Source organism: Polynucleobacter sp. AP-Kaivos-20-H2, assembly GCF_018882215.1.
Lineage (GTDB): Bacteria > Pseudomonadota > Gammaproteobacteria > Burkholderiales > Burkholderiaceae > Polynucleobacter.
This window is the reverse complement of the sequence record NZ_JACVOX010000003.1, coordinates 300252-319640: the sequence shown is the minus strand read 5'-3', so window position 1 is coordinate 319640 and position 19389 is coordinate 300252. Positions and strand designations below refer to the sequence as shown.

Below are 19389 nucleotides of genomic sequence, written 5' to 3'. Positions count from 1 at the left end.
CACTACCCAATTAGGTTTTTGGGTAGAGAAAAAGTGACTTCTTCTACTACCCCATCAAGTGCCCGAACGTGTCTTGGGCCAAATTCCTGAATCCGGCTAACAATCGATTGCGCAAGGCTCTCTGGAGCCGATGCGCCTGCAGTTAAGCCAACGCGTTTTTTTCCAGCGAACCATTCTGACTTCAACTGATCTGGTGAATCCACCATGTAAGACGGAACACCGAGCTTTTCAGAAAGCTCACGCAAGCGATTGGAGTTCGAACTTGTCGCACTTCCCACGACAATAACGACCTCAACCTGAGGCGCCATGAATTTCACAGCATCTTGACGATTCTGAGTGGCATAACAAATATCTTGCTTACGGGGCTGAACAATATTGGGAAACTTCATCGTTAGCGCATCGACAATTTCTTTTGTCTCATCTACTGAGAGTGTTGTCTGGGTAACAAATGCAATCTTTTCATCGGGCGGGAAAGGCAAAGAACCCACATCGCCAACTTTCTCGATCAAGAAAACACCTTCTTTCACCTGCCCCATCGTTCCTTCAACTTCAGGATGTCCAGCGTGACCGATCATCAATACCGTGAAGCCATCTTGACACATCTTGACAACCTCAAGGTGAACCTTGGTAACCAAGGGGCATGTAGCGTCATATACCTGCAAACCCCGCGCTTCAGCATCCTTGCGCACTTCCTGAGAAACGCCATGAGCACTAAATACAACAATGCCGCCTTTGGGAACCTCATGCAATTCATCTACAAATACCGCGCCCTTATCGCGCAACTCATTGACTACATAAGCGTTGTGCACAATTTCATGGCGCACATATATTGGCGCGCCAAAACGAATGAGTGCCTCATTGACGATATTAATTGCGCGATCTACACCCGCGCAAAAACCCCGCGGCTGAGCCATCAAAATTTCTGGGTTATTAAAGTCGCTCATGGTTTACAAAATTGCCACAATCTCTGCTTCAAAAGTCACCGGTCTGCCTGCCAAAGGATGATTAAAGTCAAACCAGGCTCCCTCTTCATTAATCGATTGCAGTACACCTGCGTATTGAGCGCCGCCTGGTGCATTGAACTCAATCACATCCCCAGGATTAAATTCCACATCGTCATCGCGACCTTCTTTAAGCGCTTTCAAAGATACCCATTGCACTAAATCTTCTTTGCGCTCACCAAAACTTTCTTCTGGCGCAAGCAGTGCACTTTTTTTCTCACCAACACCTAAACCTAGCAGTACATTCTCAAAGCAAGGAGCAAATTGTCCAGACCCCATCAAAACCGTCGCAGGACGATCGACAAAAGTGTTGATGTAATCCTCCCCACTGGGCAAAGTGAGCCGATAGTTGAGGGTCAGATAGGAATTAGGCAAAACAGTAAGCTTAGTCATAAGGTGATTGTATCTAGGCCTGCGCTGGCTGTGCATTCCCCCATTACAGGCTGGCCAAAAAATGAGCAGCCTCGAGAAAAACTGCGCTTAAATGGCGCAGCGTCACTTTCTGATGCAGAACTACTTGCCATCTTTTTGCGGGTTGGGGTTAAGGGCAAAAGTGCTGTTGCCCTTGCCAAGGATCTACTGCATCACTTTGGGAGTCTCCCCCGACTATTAGCCAGCACTCCCGAAGAATTCACATGCCTCCATGGCATGGGTCTTTCTAAATGGTCTCAAATTCAGGCGGCATATGAGCTGGTTAAGAGAAGTCTAGAGGATGGCTTGACCCATGACCCTATCTTTTCATCACCCAACCACGTCAGAGAGTTTTTACAGGCCAAAATTGGCCGCCTCCCCCATGAGGTCTTTCTGTGCCTCTACTTAGACTCCCGGCTTCACTTGATTGAGTGTGATGAGCTTTTTAGGGGGTCTATTGCCCAAACAGCCATCTACCCCCGTGAAATCCTAAAGGAGGCCCTTGCTAAGAATGCGAGCGCCCTAATCGTGGCCCACAACCACCCCAGCGGCAATCCATTACCGAGCGAAGCAGATCAAAAACTTACCAAAGTACTAGCAAATGCCTTGCAACTGGTAGATATTCAGCTCCTGGATCACTGTATTGTGAGTGGCAGCGGTTTTTTCTCCTTTTCTGATTCTGGGCTTATGGATATTGGACTTAAAGGATAGTAAATGCTAACTTGATAGGCAATTTTCTACCTAGATACCCCCTTTATGCTCAATTCCCCCCAAACAAAGCCATTTAGGGCTAGCCGAAAATAGGCTGAGACTGATACAATCTTCTTTTTTCGCAATTAATGGAGTTATGTCATGGCAAAAGTTTGCCAAGTCACTGGGAAGAAGCCGATGGTTGGCAACAATGTATCCCATGCAAACAATAAAACGAAGCGTCGCTTTTTGCCGAATTTGCAAAATCGTCGTTTCTGGGTTGAATCTGAAAACCGTTGGATTAGCTTGCGCTTAACCAATGCTGGTTTGCGCGTTATCGACAAAAACGGCATCGATGCTGTGTTGTCTGATCTACGTGCACGTGGCGAAATTTAAGGAGCGCAGAAATGGCTAAAGGCGGCAGAGAAAAAATCAAGTTAGAGTCATCAGCAGGTACTGGTCACTTCTACACAACTTCAAAAAACAAGCGTACTAAGCCTGAGAAAATGGAGATCATGAAGTTCGATCCAACCATTCGCAAGCACGTTGCTTACAAAGAAACAAAGCTGAAGTAATTACTTCTTTCAGCAAATAAAAAACCCGCTACATCAGCGGGTTTTTTATTATCCAAAAAATTCTTCCAAGCGCTTGGTTAGAAATCTTTCCTTTAGGCGTAACGACGCAATCTCAACGAAAACTCACGTAGGCTTGTTAAGCCGCTTTCTTCAGCGCGCTGACACCAGGCATGCAGCTGGGAGAGCAATTGCTCTTTTGTGGCGTTAGAGCGACCCCAGATAGCCTGGAGATCACGACGCATCTCAATCATCTTGCGAAGCTGAGCATTGCTCGCCATGAGCTCTTCAAGCTTTGCTTTCTCTTGCTCAGTCAAGCGAGCTTCATCTTTAGCCAGCCAAGTACGCGCATCACTTAAATGCGTTGCCAAGACTTGCATGTGTTGCACTTCATTGCTAAAGAAGTTGCGCAATGTCTTGCTATAACGAGCCATGATTTCATAGCGGTTTGCAATGATGGCCTCTAAAGTGTTTTGATCGGCAGGACGTAAATCACTCAGTACCGGCTTAGGTGGGGTCTTCTTCACAGTAGCCAAGCCAACTGCACTCATGATCTGGATATACATCCAACCAATATCAAACTCATACCATTTGTTTGACAGCTTTGCGCTCGTTGCAAAGGTGTGATGATTATTGTGTAGCTCTTCGCCACCAATCAAGATACCCCAAGGCACAATATTTCGGGAAGCATCTTCGTAATCAAAATTACGATAGCCCCAATAGTGACCGATACCGTTAATAATGCCGGCCGCAGTAATCGGAATCCAAAGCATTTGCACTGCCCAAACTGTTAGGCCAATCGCGCCAAATAAAAACACATCAATGATGAGCATGATGGCAACGCCCTGCCAAGAAAACTTGGAGTAGATGTTGTGCTCGATCCAATCATCTGGAGTGCCGTGACCAAACTTATCCAAGGTCTCTTGATTGGCTGCTTCTTGTTTATAGAGTTCTGCGCCACGAGAGAGCACTGTATTAATACCCAAAACCTGTGGGCTATGAGGATCATCAACAGTTTCACATTTAGCGTGATGCTTGCGATGAATCGCCGCCCACTCTTTGGTAACCATACCGGTTGTTAGCCAAAGCCAAAAACGGAAGAAGTGAGAAACAATGGGATGCAGATCCAAAGCTCGGTGAGCCTGGCAGCGATGCAAGAAAATGGTTACCGCAGCAATTGTGATGTGAGTCACTACCAAAGTGAAAACAACTATCTTCCACCATGACCAATCTAAATATCCATTAGCCAACCAATGGAGGAGCAAATCAAAAACTGAAGCTGTATTCAAAAGGGAATCCCTAAAGAGGTCTAAAACTCTATTTTAGTTCTTTAGGCGTCTTCTTGTTTTTGACCTTGATCTCTTTTTCATCGTCTTTTTCAAGCTTGGTAACTGGGGCAGTAGCTTTCTTTTGGAATACAGCGCCAAAGAAACCATCCGTTCCATGAATATGGGGCCATAACTGCCACCAAGGATTGTCCGAACTACAACCTACCGGTAATTTATCCTTAGGAAACAATGGCTTAAGAACTTCAGCTGCGGGAACAGCCTCAAATTGAGGATGTTTTGCCAGAAAATCTTCTGCAATGGCTTGATTCTCCTGGGGTAACAGGCTGCAGGTGGCATAAACCAAGCGTCCGCCTGGTTTTAACAAGCGTGCAGCTGAGGCCAAGATATTCATCTGCTTCTGATTGAGCTCCAAGACTCCAGTAGGGGTCTGGCGCCATTTCAGGTCAGGATTGCGTCGTAAGGTACCCATGCCACTACAAGGGGCATCCACTAGGACACGATCAATCTTGCCGGCCAAGCGTTTGATCTTGGCGTCATTCTCACTATCAATCCACACTGGATGCACATTAGAAAGGCCACTACGCGCCTGCCTTGGCTTCAAATTCGCTAAACGACGCTCTGATGTATCCAAAGCATACAAACGCCCTGTAGAGCGCATGATCGCCCCAATGGCCAAAGTCTTGCCGCCAGCTCCGGCGCAAAAGTCAACAACCATCTCACCACGTTTAGGTGCGAGTAAGTAAGCCAAAAGCTGACTACCTTCATCCTGCACTTCAAACATACCCGCTTTAAAACCAGCGGTATTTTGCAGAGCAGGTTTGCCCATAATGCGCACGCCATCAGGCGCATAAGGAGTTGGAATTGCTTGATAGCGACCACCCAATGCATTCATCTGCACAAGCAGTTCTTCGCGATTGGTTTTCATGGTGTTCGCACGTAAATCTAACAGTGCTGGATGCATTAATGACCTAGCTAAATCTTCTCGAGCTTCTTCACCAGGATATTTTCCAAATGCATCCCACAACCACTCTGGCAAATTGTTGCGCACGAGAGGATTTAATGCCGCAGGATCAACCGTTGCAAAACGTTGCAGCCACTCATATTCACCGGGCTTAAGAACGTGCGCCAAGTCAGCAATAGCGCTCTCTGCACGATTAGCAGAGCCCAATCCGCCTTCTGATAAAGCGGACAGCAAACCCAATAGGGCTAAGCGTCTAGGCTGAGAGCCTTCGCCGCTCGAAGCAAATTGAGAGAACTCATTTTTACGGCGCAAAATGGCGAACGCACTCTCAGCAATCAAAGCACGATCGCGATTTCCGAGTTGTTTTTCTTCTCTGAAATAACGACTGACTACTCGGTCAGCCGGCTGTTCAAAACTCAGCAATTCGGGAAGTAAACGCTCAAGATGAATTGCATGCTGCGGCAATGCTTTCGCATTGGAAAAATTCTTTTGACCTTCTGGCGCAATTAAATTACCGCTAGCATTGCGACGCTCAGGACGACGCAGCGGATCTTTCGATTTAGTCGCGTAACTTTTGTGTGGGGCTAGTCTGCTGCTAGATCTGCGGGGTGGACGTTCTGCACTCATAATTTAAAAAATTGCGACTCCGGGGGTTGTAACTTCACTTGATTACCTTCTATTCGCAATCGTCCATCAAGGAACCATTTTACGGCTCGTGGGTAAATTTGATGCTCAGCAGCCAAAACACGGGCAGCTAAGGTGTCAGCATCATCACTTTCCAGCACTGGAACTGAGGCCTGACAAATAATCGGACCCTCATCCACACCCTCATTCACAAAGTGCACGGTGGCACCATGCTCCTTCACACCAGCCTCCAGAGCCCGCTCGTGGGTATGTAAACCGGGGAAGGCGGGCAACAAGGCTGGATGGATATTGATCAAGCGACCCTCAAAATGGCGAATAAAACCTGGAGTCAAAATTCTCATAAAGCCTGCAAGAACCACCAAATCAGCCCCTAAGGCATCAATCTGCGCAATTAAGGCGGCATCAAAGGATTCTCGGGTTGCATGCTCTTTATGTTCAATGGTAAAGGCCGGAATGCCCTGCGAGCGAGCAAAATCAAGGCCCTTAGCCGCCGAGTGATTCGCTATAACCCCAGCAAAAGTGACTGGCCATTGCTCTTTTTGAGCCATTTTGACGATAGCCTCGAAATTAGATCCGCGGCCGGAGATTAAGGTGACGATAGAAGGCATGCCCACAATATAATTGATGGCTACCCTGAAAGCGATTTTGTGAACGTATTCCGTGGCCCCACCCAGTTTTCTGCAGGACCTGCTTGTGCCCTAACCATCGGTAATTTCGATGGCGTGCACAGGGGTCATCGCGCCCTGCTCAAGGAGTTGGTTGATGACTCCAAGGATCAAGGTCTGGTTAGTTGTGTAATGACCTTTGAGCCACATCCAAAAGAATTCTTTTCAACCGAACAAGCTCCTCCCCGCATTTTCAATTTGCGCGATAAATTAGCAGCGCTTGCTGAACTCGGAATTGATCGCATTGTTGTGGAGCATTTCAACTCTGCTTTTGCCAAACTGTCGCCCGAAGAATTTGTTTCAGAAATTATTGTCAAACGATTGAACGCTAAATGGATTTTGATTGGTGATGATTTTTGTTATGGCGCAAAACGTGCAGGGAACTTTGCCAGTCTGAAAGCTGCTGGTGAAAAATATGGCTTTAAAGTCTCTAGCATCCAAACCATTCAAGAAAATGGTGAGCGTATTTCTAGTTCTGCACTTCGTACTGCGCTAGCTTCTGGTGACATGCAGTTAGCTGAAAAATTATTAGGGCGTCCTTACGGAATATCTGGACACGTGCTTCATGGTCAGAAGCTAGGACGTCAACTTGGGTTCCCCACTTTGAATTTAGCAGTTGCCAATCATCTCCACCATCGCAAACCGGCAACGACCGGAATCTTCACTGCACAAGTTTTAGGCTTGAGTGATAAGCCTTTGCCTGCGGTAGCCAGCTTAGGCGTAAGGCCAACAGTAGAGGATGAAGGCAGAGTTTTACTTGAGACTCATATTTTTGATTACAACGCGGATGTTTACGGAAAAATTATTACCGTAGAACTATTAGAAAAAATCCGCGATGAGGCGAAGTACCCAGACCTCGAAACCCTTACAAAAGCGATTGCAGCAGATGCAACGCATGCCAGAAATTATTTCCAGAAAAAAGCTTATGTCTGAAAAAGAAAACTCTTATCCCGTCAATCTACTAGACACTTCTTTCCCAATGCGAGGAGATCTAGCTAAGCGCGAATCACAATGGGTGGCTGGCTGGCAAAAAAACAAGCTCTACGAAAAGATTCGTGCGGCCCATGCCAATCAACCAAAATTCATTCTGCATGATGGCCCTCCTTATGCAAATGGCGATATTCATATCGGACACGCAGTAAACAAGATTTTGAAAGACATGATCGTCAAATCACGCTGGCTTATGGGCTTTGACTCTGTTTATGTACCCGGCTGGGATTGTCATGGCATGCCGATTGAAATTCAGATTGAAAAAGAATTTGGCAAGAACCTACCAACTGCTGAAGTGCAATCTAAAGCGCGTGCCTATGCGCATGTTCAAGTGGAAAAACAGAAGAAAGATTTCGAACGCTTAGGTGTATTAGGTGATTGGAATAACCCCTACCTCACTATGAGCTTTCGCAATGAGGCTGATGAAATTCGCGCCCTTGGGAAAATCTGGGAAAAAGGATATGTCTTCCGTGGATTAAAACCAGTGAACTGGTGTTTTGATTGCGGTTCTGCACTTGCTGAAGCCGAAGTGGAATACCAGGACAAAACTGACCCAACGGTGGATGTTGGCTTTGCCTTTGATGATGCACAGCGCCCACAACTAGCAAAAGCATTTGGACTTGCCGAACTACCAAATAAACCAGGTCAAATTGTCATCTGGACAACAACCCCTTGGACCATTCCTGCTAACCAAGCAATGAATGTCCACCCAGAACTTACTTACGCTTTAGTAGATGTTGGCGATAAGTTATTAATTCTGGCAAAGGACCGGGTTGAGATTTGCTTGCAGGACTATGGTCTAGAAGGTGAAGTGATTGCCACTTGCCAAGGTGCTCAATTGGAAAACATTTCTTTCTGGCATCCGCTAGCGCCATTGCACGAAGGCTATAAACGACTCTCACCAATATATCCCGCAGAGTACGTAACGCTCGATACGGGTACCGGCATTGTTCACTCAGCGCCCGCCTATGGTGAGGAAGACTTTAAATCCTGCAAAGCCAATAAGCTTGCCGATAAAGACATTCTCAATCCAGTGATGGGTAATGGTGTTTACGCCTCATGGTTACCACTCTTCGCCAATGAATACATCTGGAAAGCAAATCCCAAGATTGTTGAAGCGATGCGCGAAGCAGGCAGCTTGTTACGCGATAAAACTTACACTCACTCATACATGCATTGCTGGCGTCACAAGTCGCCTATTATTTATCGCGCAACCTCACAATGGTTTGCCAGCATGGATAAGAAACCGTCCGATGGCAAAGCAAGCTTGCGTGAGACTGCATTAGCGGGTATCGATAACACTGAGTTCTTTCCGGCATGGGGCAAACAACGTCTTAACAGCATGATTGCCAATCGTCCTGACTGGACTTTGTCACGTCAGCGCCAATGGGGCGTTCCAATGGCGTTCTTTGTACACAAGGAAAGTGGTGAGCCACATCCACGCACCGTTGAACTACTCGAAGAAATCGCTAAGCGTGTAGAAAAAGAAGGTATTGAAGCCTGGCAAAAATTGGAAGTTGCCGAGCTACTGGGCGAAGAAGCTGCCCAGTATGAGAAGAACCGCGACACCTTAGATGTTTGGTTCGACTCTGGCACAACCCATTGGCATGTCATTCGTGGATCACACCGTAACGAGTTATTAACTGCTGACGCAGAAACCCCCAACGGTCGTTTGGCAGATCTATATCTAGAGGGATCAGACCAGCACCGCGGTTGGTTCCATTCCTCATTGCTGACTGGCGCCATGCTTGATGGCAAGCCGCCATACAAGGCACTCCTTACGCATGGCTTTACCGTCGATGGTCAAGGCCGCAAGATGAGTAAATCCGTAGGCAATGTGATTGCGCCCCAACAAGTTGCCGACAAACTCGGTGCTGAGATCATTCGCCTCTGGGTTGCCTCTACCGACTACTCAGGTGAAATGACGATCTCAGACGAGATTCTCAAACGCGTTACCGAGAGCTATCGTCGTATTCGTAATACTTTGCGCTTCTTGCTAGCCAACCTATCAGATTTTGATCCTAGCAAGCACACGATGCCTGCTGAGCAGTGGCTTGAGATTGATCGCTACGCAGTTGCTCTTGCTAATCAATTGCAGAGTGATACTGAGGCGCATTACAAGGCATATGAATTCCAACCAGCAGTAGCTCGCATGCTGTCTTTCTGCTCTGAGGACTTGGGTGGTTTCTATTTGGATATTCTGAAGGATCGTCTTTACACGAGCTCACCAGACTCTCCTGACCGCCGTGCTGCTCAGAACGCCCTATTCCATATCACCCAAAACCTCTTAAAGTGGCTATCACCATTCCTCTCCTTCACCGCAGAGGAAGCCTGGAAAGACTTCCCCCATGGCTCAGGCAGCAAGCCTGCAGAATCGATCTTTATGGAAGAGTTTGGCAAGTTCCCTGAGATTGCTCATGCTGAGGAATTGCTGGCTAAATGGAATCGTATTCGTGAAATTCGTTCTGAAGTGACTAAAGCAATTGAGATTGAGCGCGAAGCAGGCAATGTAGGCTCATCGCTGCAAGCTGAACTTACGATCAAAGTCGGTGATGTTGATTTCGCCATCCTCCACTCATTAGAAGATGATTTACGCTTTGTAACCATCACCTCTAGCGCCAATATTGAACTCAGTAATGAGGGGTTAGAAGTTTTGGTGCGCAGTAGCCAATATAAAAAATGTGGTCGCTGCTGGCATCACACCAAAGATGTAGGAAGCAATGCCGACCATCCAGAATTATGTGGTCGCTGTATTAGCAACTTGTTTGGTGATGGTGATCACCGCCTCTTTGCTTGAGTGGCAGCCATATGAAAAGTCTTGCCCTACCTCGTTATCTCGCAATTGCAGTCGTCGTGTTATTGCTAGATCAACTTAGCAAGTGGTCGGCGCTCAGTAATTTGCAAATGGGTGTGCCTGAACCCGTTTTGCCTTTTATGAACTGGTTGCTCCTCTTTAATCCAGGTGCAGCGTTTTCATTTCTGGCGCAAGGCTCTGGTTGGCAGCGCTGGTTCTTCACCATTCTTGGGCTAGTAGCATCCATTTACATTATTTGGATGCTATATAAAAACCAAAGCGATAAGCTACTCTGCATAGCCATGAGCTTCATTCTGGGTGGCGCACTTGGAAATGTCTTAGATCGCGTGATGTATGGTGCTGTAGTCGACTTTATTGACTTACATTATGGCAATTGGCATTGGCCCGCATTTAATGTGGCCGATAGCGCCATCTGCATCGGTGCTGCCCTCGTTATTTGGGGTGAATTACGCAAGTCATTTGGCAAATCTGCCCAATCCCATTAAGCTGGCGCCATGCAATCACTTATTAATAAGAAGATCGTTCTCGGAATCTCTGGTGGAATAGCGGCCTATAAAGCCCCTGAGCTTGCACGTCAACTCATGCAAGAAGGCGCATCCGTACAAGTAGTGATGACCGAGGCGGCACAGCAATTTGTGACCCCTGTAACCATGCAAGCCCTCACAGGTAATCCGGTTTATTTAAGTCAATGGGATAGCACCATTCCAAACAATATGGCGCACATTGAGTTATCGCGTTCTGCAGATGCCATTCTGATTGCGCCAGCAAGTGCAGATCTCATGGCCAAGCTTTCTCTGGGCTTAGCTGATGACTTATTGACTACCTTATGCCTTGCACGAGATTGCCCCCTATTACTCACGCCGGCCATGAACAAGCAGATGTGGGAGCATGCGGCTACCCAAAGAAGCGTCAAACGACTTGCAGACGATGGCGTTACCCTTCTTGGGCCTGCCAGCGGCTTCCAAGCTTGTGGCGAAGTGGGCATGGGCAGAATGCTCGAGCCCGCCGAAATCACTGAGCAAGTTATTGCCTTCTTTCAGAAAAAATCATTGCCAAGCAAAAAAGTATTGATTACTGCAGGTCCCACATTCGAGGCAATAGATCCTGTGCGCGGCATCACCAATCACAGCTCAGGCAAGATGGGCTTTGCAATTGCAAGGGCTGCGGTTGAGGCTGGCGCTCAAGTCCATTTAATTGCTGGGCCATGTGATCTCAGTACCCCACTTGAAGCTACCGGACAAATTACCCGCACCAATGTCGTTAGCGCCAAAGAAATGCATGCGGCCACCCTGAACGCAGCTGACTGTGATATTTTCTTTGCAGTCGCCGCCGTTGCTGACTGGGGCATTACTAAGCCTGCCAAAGAAAAAATGAAGCGCCAAGGTAATCAAGCACCTCATCTAGAGTTTTCAGCTAACCCAGACATTCTGCTTGATGTTGCTAAGACAGTGAAAATTAAAGGTGGCAAGCCATACCCCTATTGCGTCGGCTTTGCAGCAGAGTCAACTGATCTAGAAAAGCATGCCGATGAGAAGCGCCAGCGCAAAGGTATCCCAATGATTGTTGGCAACATTGGTCCCGATACATTCGGCAGCGACCTCAATCAGCTGCTCGTGATTGACACCAGTGGCAGCAAAAAAATTGCTAAAGCAGAAAAGCTTCAGCTTGCACGTCAACTCATTGCGCTAGTTGCTAAGAAAATTTAAATCCCCGTTTTAGGAACATCATGCAATCACTTCAAGTCAAAATTCTCGATGAACGTATGCGCGATCAGTTGCCAAGCTATGGTACCCCTGGCAGCGCTGGATTAGATCTGCGCGCATGCATTGATGAAGCGATAGAGATTGCCCCTGGTCAAACGGTGCTCGTGCCCACTGGTTTGGCTATTTATGTTGAGGACCCGCGCTATGCGGCCTTTATTCTGCCGCGCTCTGGCTTGGGCCATAAGCACGGTATCGTGCTCGGTAACTTAGTGGGTTTAATTGACTCTGACTATCAAGGTCAGCTGATGGTGAGCACTTGGAATCGCGGATCTACTACATTCAAGCTCGAGCCGATGGAGCGTTTAGCTCAGTTGGTTGTCATGCCGGTACAACAAGTAGAACTTAAGGTCGTGGAAGAGTTCACTGAAAGTAGTCGTGGGGCAGGCGGTTTTGGAAGTACTGGCAGGGCCTAGCGGCATTAGAAATATTCAGCCGTAGAAAAAGCCACCCGCATGAACTGACCCCCAGTAGTTGGACAGTTTAGTTAGGTTAGCACGAGGGATTGAGTTCGGTATTGCACCGGGCTCAATCCCTTTAGTTTTTGCTTGATTCGATCATGGTTGTAGTAGTGGATATATTCCTTAAGCTCTGTTTTAAATGACCCGACATCGTCAAACTTCTTTTGATAGAAGAACTCGGTTTTCATAATCCCAAACCAGTTCTCCATGACTGCGTTATCCAAGCAATTACCTTTTCTAGACATGCTTTGAGTAATACCCTGCTGGTGCAGGGCCTGTTGATAAAGCCCCATCTGGTATTGCCAGCCCTGGTCTGAGTGCAAGATGGGCTTATCTTTTGGTTTTAGTTGCTTAAAAGCCTTTTGGAGCATTTGTATGACTGAGCTAATCTGTGGCCGATCAGCAATCTCATAGGAGACGATCTCTTGGTTATAAAGGTCTAAGATCGGCGATAAATAGACTCGCTCACCCTTGATATTGAACTCAGTGACATCGGTGACCCACTTCTCATTAGGTTTGCTTGCTCCAAAGTTACGCTCCAATAAATTGGGAGCCGCTTTACCAATATTCCCCTTAAAGGACTGGTATCGCTTAGGCCTCACAAGGGATTTCAGTCCTAGCTGCCCCATGAGCTTTTGTACGGTCTTGTGGTTTAAATATTGCTGTTGATTGCGCAGCTCTAAATGCACCCGCCGATAGCCATAACGGCCCTGGTGGGCATTAAAGATCTGGGTAATACGATCTTTAGCCAACTCATAAGGATCAGGCTCATGATTACTACTGGCTGCTCGCCAGTAGTAGTAAACGCTTTTAGCCATCTTGGCGATGAGTAGTAAGTCTGGTAAACGGTAATACGGCCTTAGCTCAGTAATTACTTGGGCTTGTTCTCTTTTGTTGCTTTGCTCTGAGCTAAGGCTTCTAACTTTTTTAGGTAGGCAGCCTGTGCTTCGGCGTACTCCAAACGTCTTCGCAACTCTACCGGCGTGAGCTCCGAGATAGGCTTTTTGAGTAATGCTTTGATATTAAATTGGGACATAGGCGGTTGTCCTCTCTGTCGATTGGCAAGGGCTGTAATACCGCCTTCATTGTAGAGTTTTTGCCATTGCAAAATCGTAGTCATACTACCAATCCCAAAGTGGGCGGCAGCCAGCCTAGCTGATATCTGATGCTGTGCCATATATTGGATAACTTGGACTTTGAACTCTGGGGAGTGGCGTTGGTGGCTGGGATTAAGACCACTATGGCCATGTGCTTGATAGGCTAAAGCCCATTTGCGGACATCTGAGTGACTAATCTCAAATAAGTGACTTACCCGCTTAAGACCGCCTGACTTTAGAAACTCTTTAACTACCTTTAGCTTGAACTGCTTGCTGTACTTGCTCATAAAACAAAACCCCCTTGGTTGGACATAACGTCCAACTTTTGGGGGTCAGTTCAGCAGGTGGCTTTTCTTTTTATTACAAATGCCTTACTTGCGGATATGCGCTTTGCGAGCCGCATCTTGTGACATACCTGCACCAGAGCCTTCACGAGATTCTTTTTCAGCAGTAATTTCTTTACGGCGCTCTTTGCAAGAACCAGCAATCTCCTGCAAAGCTTTACGAGCGCGTGCTGCAGAAGCTTTAATACCTTTGCCTTGAAACTTTTCATTCTCAGCTTTGTAATTTTCAAAAGCTTCTAGTAATTTATCGTGATGAGACATATCTTCCTTTTTTGGGTTGTTTTTATTTAAAAATGTTTGTTAATTAAATTTCTTCAGCAGGCGCCACATCAGCTTTAGCACGCTTACCTGGCAATACAGGAGCTTCAAAGTTCAATAGGACTTTGCCATCAGCATCAATATCAACGTCCACATGACCGCCTTGAGCTAACTTACCAAACAGTAGCTCATCAGCAAGTGCCTTACGCACAGTGTCTTGAATGATGCGTTGCATCGGGCGAGCGCCCATTAAAGGATCGAAGCCATGCTTGGCCAAATGGGCTCGCAAAGCAGGACTAAAGGTGGCATCCACTTTCTTCTCATGGAGTTGCTCCTCTAACTGCATCAAGAACTTATCAACCACGCGCATGATGATCGACTCATCAAGAGCTTTGAAGGAAACAATGGCATCCAAGCGATTGCGGAACTCTGGCGTAAAGAACTTCTTGATATCAGCCATCTCATCACCAGACTCACGAGCATTGGTAAAGCCAATGGTAGATTTCTGCATTGCCTCAGCACCGGCATTAGTAGTCATGATGATGATCACGTTACGGAAATCAGTCTTACGGCCATTGTTATCCGTCAAAGTGCCATGATCCATCACCTGCAAGAGAATATTGAAAATATCCGGGTGGGCTTTTTCAATTTCATCAAGCAAGAGCACGCAATGCGGTTTCTTATTTACGGCCTCAGTGAGTAAACCGCCCTGATCAAATCCTACATAACCTGGAGGCGCACCAATCAAGCGACTCACTGCATGACGCTCCATATACTCGGACATATCAAAACGGAGCAACTCAATACCCAAAATATAGGCGAGCTGTTTAGCAACTTCAGTCTTACCAACACCAGTTGGTCCGGAGAACAAGAATGAACCGATTGGACGATCGATCTTGCCGAGACCAGCACGAGTCATCTTGATAGCACTAGCCAAGGCCTCGATCGCAGGATCTTGACCAAAGACCACACTCTTAATGTCGCGATCCAGTGTTTGCAACTTACTACGGTCATCGACTGTGACCGATTGTGGCGGTATGCGCGCAATCTTTGCCACAATTTCCTCAATCTCTGGGCGACCAATAGTTTTCTTCTGCTTAGACTTCGGCAAAATACGTTGAGCGGCACCGGCTTCATCGATGACATCAATCGCCTTATCCGGCAAATGACGGTCATTGATATAGCGAGCAGAAAGTTCTGCGGCAGCAACTAAAGCGCCAGCTGCGTACTTCACACTGTGATGCTCTTCAAAACGAGACTTTAAGCCGCGCAAGATTTGCACTGTTTGATCTACGGTTGGCTCTACAACATCTACCTTCTGGAAGCGACGTGATAACGCTGCGTCCTTTTCAAAGATGCCACGATATTCCGTAAAGGTAGTTGCACCAATACATTTCAGCTGGCCATTAGACAAAGCAGGCTTCAATAGATTGCTTGCATCCAATGTGCCACCAGAAGCTGCGCCCGCTCCAATCAGCGTATGAATCTCATCAATAAACAAAACGCCATGAGTATGATCTTTAAGTGATTTGAGAACACTCTTCAAGCGCTGCTCAAAATCACCACGATATTTAGTCCCCGCTAAAAGAGCGCCCATATCTAAAGAGTAAACAGTAGCATTGGCCAAAATATCAGGAACATCGCCTTTCACAATTCTCCAGGCCAAACCCTCAGCAATTGCTGTCTTACCTACGCCAGCCTCGCCCACCAATAACGGATTATTTTTGCGACGACGGCAGAGCACTTGAATCACGCGCTCTACTTCGCTCTCGCGCCCAATCAAGGGATCAATCTTGCCCTGACGAGCCATAACATTGAGGTTTTGGGTGTACTGCTCAAGAGGGCTTTCTTTGCCAGATGAGGCAGATTCTTCGGTCTCCTGAGTAGGCTCAACGGGCTTTACATGCTCTGACTGATCTTTGCGTACGCCGTGGCTGATGAAGTTCACAACATCCAAGCGGGTAACGCCCTGCTGTTGCAAGAAATAAACTGCATGCGAATCCTTTTCACCGAAGATGGCAACCAACACATTTGCACCGGTCACTTCTTTCTTACCATTTGAAGTTGACTGCACGTGCATGATGGCGCGTTGAATCACACGCTGAAATCCTAACGTTGGTTGCGTGTCAACCTCATCATTACCCGGCACCACAGGTGTGTTGTCGTTAATAAAGTTTTTAAGTTGCGCACGCAGTTCTGCGATATTGACTGCGCAAGCCTTTAAGACCTCAACCGCAGTAGCGTTATCCAGTAAGGCTGCGAGCAGATGCTCGACTGTGATGAACTCATGTCGCGATGCCCTTGCGTCAACAAACGCCATGTGCAAACTTACTTCTAATTCTTGGGCAATCATGCTTCCTCCATAGTGCACTGTAGTGGGTGACCCGCTTCACGGGAGAGTTCGATAACTTGATGCACTTTCGTAGCAGCGACGTCACGAGTAAATACTCCGCAAACGCCTTTGCCAACTAAATGTACTTGCAACATGATGCGTGTAGCTGTTTCATGATCCTTATTAAAATACTCCTGAATCACCATCACCACAAATTCCATCGGCGTGTAATCATCATTCATTAATAAAACTTTATACATCGAAGGCGCCTTAACTTGCTCAATTTGCTTTTCGAGCAGAAGGGTATCTTCAACGTACGGATTGCTGGGGTTGCCAGTGGTGGGATTTTTGGGAGCGCGACTCATAAGAAACATTCTAAACACAGATATCCAAACTTTAATTTACAGGGGTCTTGTTGCAAAAAACATGCAAAAACCCCTCTTAAACCCATATTGGGGCATTTTTCGATAAAAAAAGGGGTAATTACTAGGGGGTAGGGGCATATAACTCCTTGACACCCCTCCAAAAAGGGCAAACAATCAGGGGGTAGGCTTCAAGAGAGGTTCTATTTAGGCGTGTTGTGGATTGAGACTGATTAAAAAGTATTTACCCTCATCACGGTTGTTTTAAGTTTATGTAATGGAGTTCGCATGGCGACCGGAATTGTTAAGTGGTTCAATGATGCAAAAGGTTTTGGCTTTATCAAACCTGATGATGGTGAAGAAGAGTTGTTCGCGCATTTCAGCGCAATTACTATGCCTGGGTTCAAAACCCTCAAGGAAAACCAAAAGGTAACGTTTGACATTACCCAAGGTCCTAAAGGCAAGCAAGCTACCAATATCCAAGCGGCTTAATAGTCCTTAGATCATTATTAAAAACCCAGGATTCGTTCCTGGGTTTTTTTTCGTCTGCAATTTACCTCACTTAAAATACAAAGCATGTCTATATCAATCCCCAGCACCTCACAATTATTGCGCCAAGTATTTTCTACTGCGCTCTTTATTTACTCCACCCTAACACTCGCCCAAGTTAACGTCGGTCTACCCACTATTGAGCTAAAGACGGGTATCTACCGTATTCAGGCTGAGCTGGCCGATACACCGAAGGCTAGAGAGGTTGGCCTCATGAATCGCACAAGCATGCCAAGCAATTCTGGAATGTTATTTATCTTCGAACAAAAAGCTGGTCACTGCTTTTGGATGAATAACACCAAGATTCCACTCTCGATTGCGTTCATTGCGGATGATGGCAAGATTGTGAACATTGAAGAGATGCAGGCTGAAACTACCAACAATCACTGCCCTAAAGCAGCTGTGCGCTATGCACTGGAAATGAATAAGCAGTGGTTCTCTGATCGTGTGATCGTTCCAGGGACAGTTGTTACGGGTTTGCCGAGAAATTAATTCAACATCACTCAAATCCATTGATGTTGGGCCAATAAAAAACGCAGACCGAGATCTGCGTTTTGTTTGAGAGCACCTTTGATTTATTCAAAGTGGCAAACGTAGTGCACTGGTTGCTCGGCACGAATAATGAAGTAACCACCCTTTTCTACTTCCCAGCTTTGGCCAGCCTTGAACTCTTGCTCAGGGGCACCATTGATACTGACGAAAGCATTACCATCAACCACTTCCATAATCTCGCTAGTGCTTAAGTCAAAACGCAAGGTGCTTGGCAGTACCACACCAACCGACTTACGCACGCCATTAGGCAATGTCACAGTATGAGAAACGCACTTGCCATCAAAAAATACATTGGCTTTTTTACCTACGGAAACTTGATCAAATTGCATGTTGATTCTTTCTATTCTGTTGGCTCTAATCGTTTGCCTGTTTTATTGTTTTTTATTTCTTGGCGCGCTTACGTCTAGCTGTTTCAGCAATCCGCATACGTAATGCATTGAGCTTAATGAAGCCACCAGCATCCGCTTGGTTGTATGCGCCACCATCATCGTCAAAGGTTGCAATATTTTGATCAAACAAAGTATTGGCAGAGTCACGTGAAATCACGGAGACGGAACCTTTGTAGAGCTTGAGGCGAACAACGCCGTTAACAGCCTGTTGCGTATGGTCAATCAAAGTTTGGAGTGCGAGACGCTCTGGCGCCCACCACAAACCGTTATAGATCAAGCTTGCGTAGCGAGGCATCAAATCATCCTTTAAGTGGGCCACTTCACGATCCAAGGTGATGCTTTCAATGCCACGATGAGCCTTTAGAAGAATGGTGCCGCCAGGCGTTTCGTAACAGCCACGGCTCTTCATACCAACAAAGCGGTTTTCCACTAAGTCGAGACGACCAATGCCATGTTTGCCACCAAGACGATTTAATTCTGCCAATAACTCGTGTGGCTTATATGTTTTGCCATCAATTGCTACTGGATCGCCAGCCTTGAATTCGATTTCAATAATTTCTGGGGCATCTGGAGCCTTTTCAGGAGAAACGGTCCAACGCCACATAGACTCTTCTGCCTCTGCGTTTGGATTCTCGAGGTGACGGCCTTCATAGCTAATGTGCAAGAGGTTCGCATCCATTGAATACGGTGAACCGCCTTGCTTATGCTTCATCTCAACTGGAATGCCATGCTTCTCTGCATAAGCCATCAACTTTTCGCGTGAGAGAAGATCCCACTCACGCCAAGGAGCGATTACCTTAATTCCTGGTTCAAGAGCGTAGTAACCTAATTCAAAGCGAACCTGGTCATTTCCTTTGCCGGTCGCGCCATGCGATACGGAGTCAGCACCAGTCAAGCGAGCAATTTCAATTTGACGTTTAGCGATTAATGGGCGCGCAATAGAGGTGCCCAACAAATATTCACCCTCGTAAATTGTATTCGCACGGAACATTGGGAACACAAAGTCACGAACAAACTCTTCGCGCAAGTCATCAATAAAAATGTTTTCAGGCTTGATGCCAAATTGCAAAGCCTTAGCGCGTGCTGGCTCCAGCTCTTCGCCCTGACCTAAGTCAGCGGTAAAGGTCACGATCTCGCAGCCATATGTATCTTGAAGCCACTTCAAGATCACGCTGGTATCTAGACCGCCGGAATACGCTAAGACTGCTTTTTTAATATCGGACATGTTTTTTTATTCAATCAAAAT

At 46.7% G+C, this 19389-nt stretch carries 21 protein-coding genes; 10 read left to right on the top strand and 11 right to left on the bottom strand.

Going from position 1 to position 19389, the window contains the following annotated elements; translation table 11 throughout:
- Positions 1-2 precede the first annotated feature (2 nt).
- Together ispH and ICE89_RS10160 are read right to left on the bottom strand one after the other, a co-directional pair.
- Positions 3-944 carry a 4-hydroxy-3-methylbut-2-enyl diphosphate reductase gene (gene ispH / locus ICE89_RS10165; RefSeq protein WP_216262688.1) on the bottom strand — a complete coding sequence of 314 codons (942 nt, stop codon included), beginning with the start codon at positions 942-944 and terminating at the stop codon, positions 3-5.
- A gap of 3 nt (positions 945-947) precedes the next feature.
- Positions 948-1394 carry a peptidylprolyl isomerase gene (locus ICE89_RS10160; protein WP_072582845.1) on the bottom strand — a complete coding sequence of 149 codons (447 nt, stop codon included), beginning with the start codon at positions 1392-1394 and terminating at the stop codon, positions 948-950.
- 30 nt (positions 1395-1424) lie between these two features.
- Between ICE89_RS10160 and radC the strand changes: the two genes are divergently transcribed.
- The 3 genes from radC (at position 1425) to rpmG (ending at position 2677) form a co-directional block, all read left to right on the top strand.
- Positions 1425-2123, top strand: coding sequence for a DNA repair protein RadC (gene radC / locus ICE89_RS10155; RefSeq protein WP_370625357.1), 699 nt, complete (start codon positions 1425-1427; stop codon positions 2121-2123).
- 141 nt (positions 2124-2264) lie between these two features.
- Positions 2265-2498, top strand: a complete 234-nt coding sequence (gene rpmB, locus ICE89_RS10150; protein ID WP_011903570.1) for a 50S ribosomal protein L28 — start codon at positions 2265-2267, stop codon at positions 2496-2498.
- A gap of 11 nt (positions 2499-2509) precedes the next feature.
- Complete coding sequence (gene rpmG, locus ICE89_RS10145; protein WP_015421876.1) at positions 2510-2677, top strand: 50S ribosomal protein L33; 168 nt, start codon at positions 2510-2512, stop codon at positions 2675-2677.
- Positions 2678-2769: 92 nt separating this feature from the next.
- Here the strand turns inward: rpmG and ICE89_RS10140 are convergent, their stop codons facing one another.
- The 3 genes from ICE89_RS10140 to purN are packed head-to-tail and all read right to left on the bottom strand — an operon-like array spanning position 2770 to position 6177.
- Positions 2770-3963, bottom strand: coding sequence for an acyl-CoA desaturase (locus ICE89_RS10140; RefSeq protein WP_216265794.1), 1194 nt, complete (start codon positions 3961-3963; stop codon positions 2770-2772).
- 28 nt (positions 3964-3991) lie between these two features.
- Positions 3992-5551, bottom strand: coding sequence for an RsmB/NOP family class I SAM-dependent RNA methyltransferase (locus tag ICE89_RS10135; RefSeq protein ID WP_216262691.1), 1560 nt, complete (start codon positions 5549-5551; stop codon positions 3992-3994).
- A complete protein-coding gene (purN, locus tag ICE89_RS10130) occupies positions 5548-6177 on the bottom strand; it encodes a phosphoribosylglycinamide formyltransferase (protein WP_072582842.1) in 630 nt (209 codons plus the stop codon). The genes ICE89_RS10135 and purN overlap by 4 nt, the downstream gene beginning before the upstream one ends.
- 39 nt (positions 6178-6216) lie before the next feature.
- Here purN and ICE89_RS10125 point away from each other — a divergent pair, with 39 nt between their 5' ends.
- From ICE89_RS10125 to dut, 5 genes are read left to right on the top strand one after another with little or no spacing between them, the layout of a single operon-like run.
- A complete protein-coding gene (locus ICE89_RS10125; RefSeq protein WP_216265793.1) occupies positions 6217-7167 on the top strand; it encodes a bifunctional riboflavin kinase/FAD synthetase in 951 nt (316 codons plus the stop codon).
- Positions 7142-10021 (top strand): isoleucine--tRNA ligase, encoded by a 2880-nt coding sequence (gene ileS / locus ICE89_RS10120; RefSeq protein WP_370625363.1) that lies wholly within the window; start codon positions 7142-7144, stop codon positions 10019-10021. Before ICE89_RS10125 ends, ileS begins: the two co-directional genes overlap by 26 nt.
- Positions 10022-10032: 11 nt before the next feature.
- Complete coding sequence (gene lspA, locus ICE89_RS10115; RefSeq protein WP_216265791.1) at positions 10033-10524, top strand: signal peptidase II; 492 nt, start codon at positions 10033-10035, stop codon at positions 10522-10524.
- A 9-nt stretch (positions 10525-10533) separates the two neighbouring features.
- Positions 10534-11745 carry a bifunctional phosphopantothenoylcysteine decarboxylase/phosphopantothenate--cysteine ligase CoaBC gene (gene coaBC, locus ICE89_RS10110; RefSeq protein ID WP_216265790.1) on the top strand — a complete coding sequence of 404 codons (1212 nt, stop codon included), beginning with the start codon at positions 10534-10536 and terminating at the stop codon, positions 11743-11745.
- Positions 11746-11765: 20 nt separating this feature from the next.
- Positions 11766-12215 (top strand): dUTP diphosphatase, encoded by a 450-nt coding sequence (dut, locus tag ICE89_RS10105; RefSeq protein WP_215320885.1) that lies wholly within the window; start codon positions 11766-11768, stop codon positions 12213-12215.
- Between the two features lie 71 nt (positions 12216-12286).
- Here the strand turns inward: dut and ICE89_RS10100 are convergent.
- The 4 genes from ICE89_RS10100 to clpS form a co-directional block, all read right to left on the bottom strand.
- Positions 12287-13644, bottom strand: a protein-coding gene (locus tag ICE89_RS10100) for an IS3 family transposase (protein ID WP_370625356.1) whose coding sequence is annotated in 2 segments (ribosomal slippage) — positions 12287-13182 and positions 13182-13644 — 1359 coding nt in all. Because the reading frame shifts where the segments join, the coding sequence is not laid out codon by codon here.
- Between the two features lie 84 nt (positions 13645-13728).
- Positions 13729-13962 (bottom strand): hypothetical protein, encoded by a 234-nt coding sequence (locus ICE89_RS10095; RefSeq protein ID WP_216262697.1) that lies wholly within the window; start codon positions 13960-13962, stop codon positions 13729-13731.
- Positions 13963-14005: 43 nt separating this feature from the next.
- The gene (gene clpA, locus ICE89_RS10090) at positions 14006-16312 is read right to left on the bottom strand and encodes an ATP-dependent Clp protease ATP-binding subunit ClpA (protein ID WP_216262698.1); all 2307 of its coding nucleotides are present in this window, start codon (positions 16310-16312) and stop codon (positions 14006-14008) included.
- A complete protein-coding gene (gene clpS, locus ICE89_RS10085; RefSeq protein ID WP_072582834.1) occupies positions 16309-16665 on the bottom strand; it encodes an ATP-dependent Clp protease adapter ClpS in 357 nt (118 codons plus the stop codon). Before clpS ends, clpA begins: the two co-directional genes overlap by 4 nt.
- 276 nt (positions 16666-16941) lie before the next feature.
- Between clpS and ICE89_RS10080 the strand changes: the two genes are divergently transcribed.
- Both ICE89_RS10080 and ICE89_RS10075 read left to right on the top strand, forming a co-directional pair.
- On the top strand, positions 16942-17145 hold the full coding sequence (locus tag ICE89_RS10080) for a cold-shock protein (protein ID WP_011903586.1): 204 nt from the start codon (positions 16942-16944) through the stop codon (positions 17143-17145).
- Between the two features lie 84 nt (positions 17146-17229).
- The gene (locus ICE89_RS10075) at positions 17230-17694 is read left to right on the top strand and encodes a DUF192 domain-containing protein (RefSeq protein ID WP_216265789.1); all 465 of its coding nucleotides are present in this window, start codon (positions 17230-17232) and stop codon (positions 17692-17694) included.
- Positions 17695-17777: 83 nt separating this feature from the next.
- Here ICE89_RS10075 and ICE89_RS10070 read toward each other — a convergent pair whose 3' ends face one another.
- Positions 17778-18083: a pyrimidine/purine nucleoside phosphorylase gene (locus tag ICE89_RS10070; protein ID WP_215358532.1), complete on the bottom strand. Its 306-nt coding sequence runs from the start codon at positions 18081-18083 to the stop codon at positions 17778-17780.
- Between the two features lie 52 nt (positions 18084-18135).
- Positions 18136-19368: an argininosuccinate synthase gene (locus tag ICE89_RS10065; protein ID WP_216153260.1), complete on the bottom strand. Its 1233-nt coding sequence runs from the start codon at positions 19366-19368 to the stop codon at positions 18136-18138.
- Between the last annotated feature and the right edge of the window lie 21 nt (positions 19369-19389).

What these genes read in the sequence shown, in the direction of transcription:
- ispH (WP_216262688.1), bottom strand. Translation starts at nt 944, where the DNA reads ATGAGCGACTTTAATAACCCAGAAATTTTGATGGCTCAGCCGCGGGGT.
- ICE89_RS10160 (WP_072582845.1), bottom strand. Translation starts at nt 1,394, where the DNA reads ATGACTAAGCTTACTGTTTTGCCTAATTCCTATCTGACCCTCAACTAT.
- rpmB (WP_011903570.1), top strand. Translation starts at nt 2,265, where the DNA reads ATGGCAAAAGTTTGCCAAGTCACTGGGAAGAAGCCGATGGTTGGCAAC.
- rpmG (WP_015421876.1), top strand. Translation starts at nt 2,510, where the DNA reads ATGGCTAAAGGCGGCAGAGAAAAAATCAAGTTAGAGTCATCAGCAGGT.
- ICE89_RS10135 (WP_216262691.1), bottom strand. Translation starts at nt 5,551, where the DNA reads ATGAGTGCAGAACGTCCACCCCGCAGATCTAGCAGCAGACTAGCCCCA.
- purN (WP_072582842.1), bottom strand. Translation starts at nt 6,177, where the DNA reads ATGCCTTCTATCGTCACCTTAATCTCCGGCCGCGGATCTAATTTCGAG.
- lspA (WP_216265791.1), top strand. Translation starts at nt 10,033, where the DNA reads ATGAAAAGTCTTGCCCTACCTCGTTATCTCGCAATTGCAGTCGTCGTG.
- coaBC (WP_216265790.1), top strand. Translation starts at nt 10,534, where the DNA reads ATGCAATCACTTATTAATAAGAAGATCGTTCTCGGAATCTCTGGTGGA.
- dut (WP_215320885.1), top strand. Translation starts at nt 11,766, where the DNA reads ATGCAATCACTTCAAGTCAAAATTCTCGATGAACGTATGCGCGATCAG.
- ICE89_RS10095 (WP_216262697.1), bottom strand. Translation starts at nt 13,962, where the DNA reads ATGTCTCATCACGATAAATTACTAGAAGCTTTTGAAAATTACAAAGCT.
- clpA (WP_216262698.1), bottom strand. Translation starts at nt 16,312, where the DNA reads ATGATTGCCCAAGAATTAGAAGTAAGTTTGCACATGGCGTTTGTTGAC.
- clpS (WP_072582834.1), bottom strand. Translation starts at nt 16,665, where the DNA reads ATGTTTCTTATGAGTCGCGCTCCCAAAAATCCCACCACTGGCAACCCC.
- ICE89_RS10080 (WP_011903586.1), top strand. Translation starts at nt 16,942, where the DNA reads ATGGCGACCGGAATTGTTAAGTGGTTCAATGATGCAAAAGGTTTTGGC.
- ICE89_RS10075 (WP_216265789.1), top strand. Translation starts at nt 17,230, where the DNA reads ATGTCTATATCAATCCCCAGCACCTCACAATTATTGCGCCAAGTATTT.
- ICE89_RS10070 (WP_215358532.1), bottom strand. Translation starts at nt 18,083, where the DNA reads ATGCAATTTGATCAAGTTTCCGTAGGTAAAAAAGCCAATGTATTTTTT.
- ICE89_RS10065 (WP_216153260.1), bottom strand. Translation starts at nt 19,368, where the DNA reads ATGTCCGATATTAAAAAAGCAGTCTTAGCGTATTCCGGCGGTCTAGAT.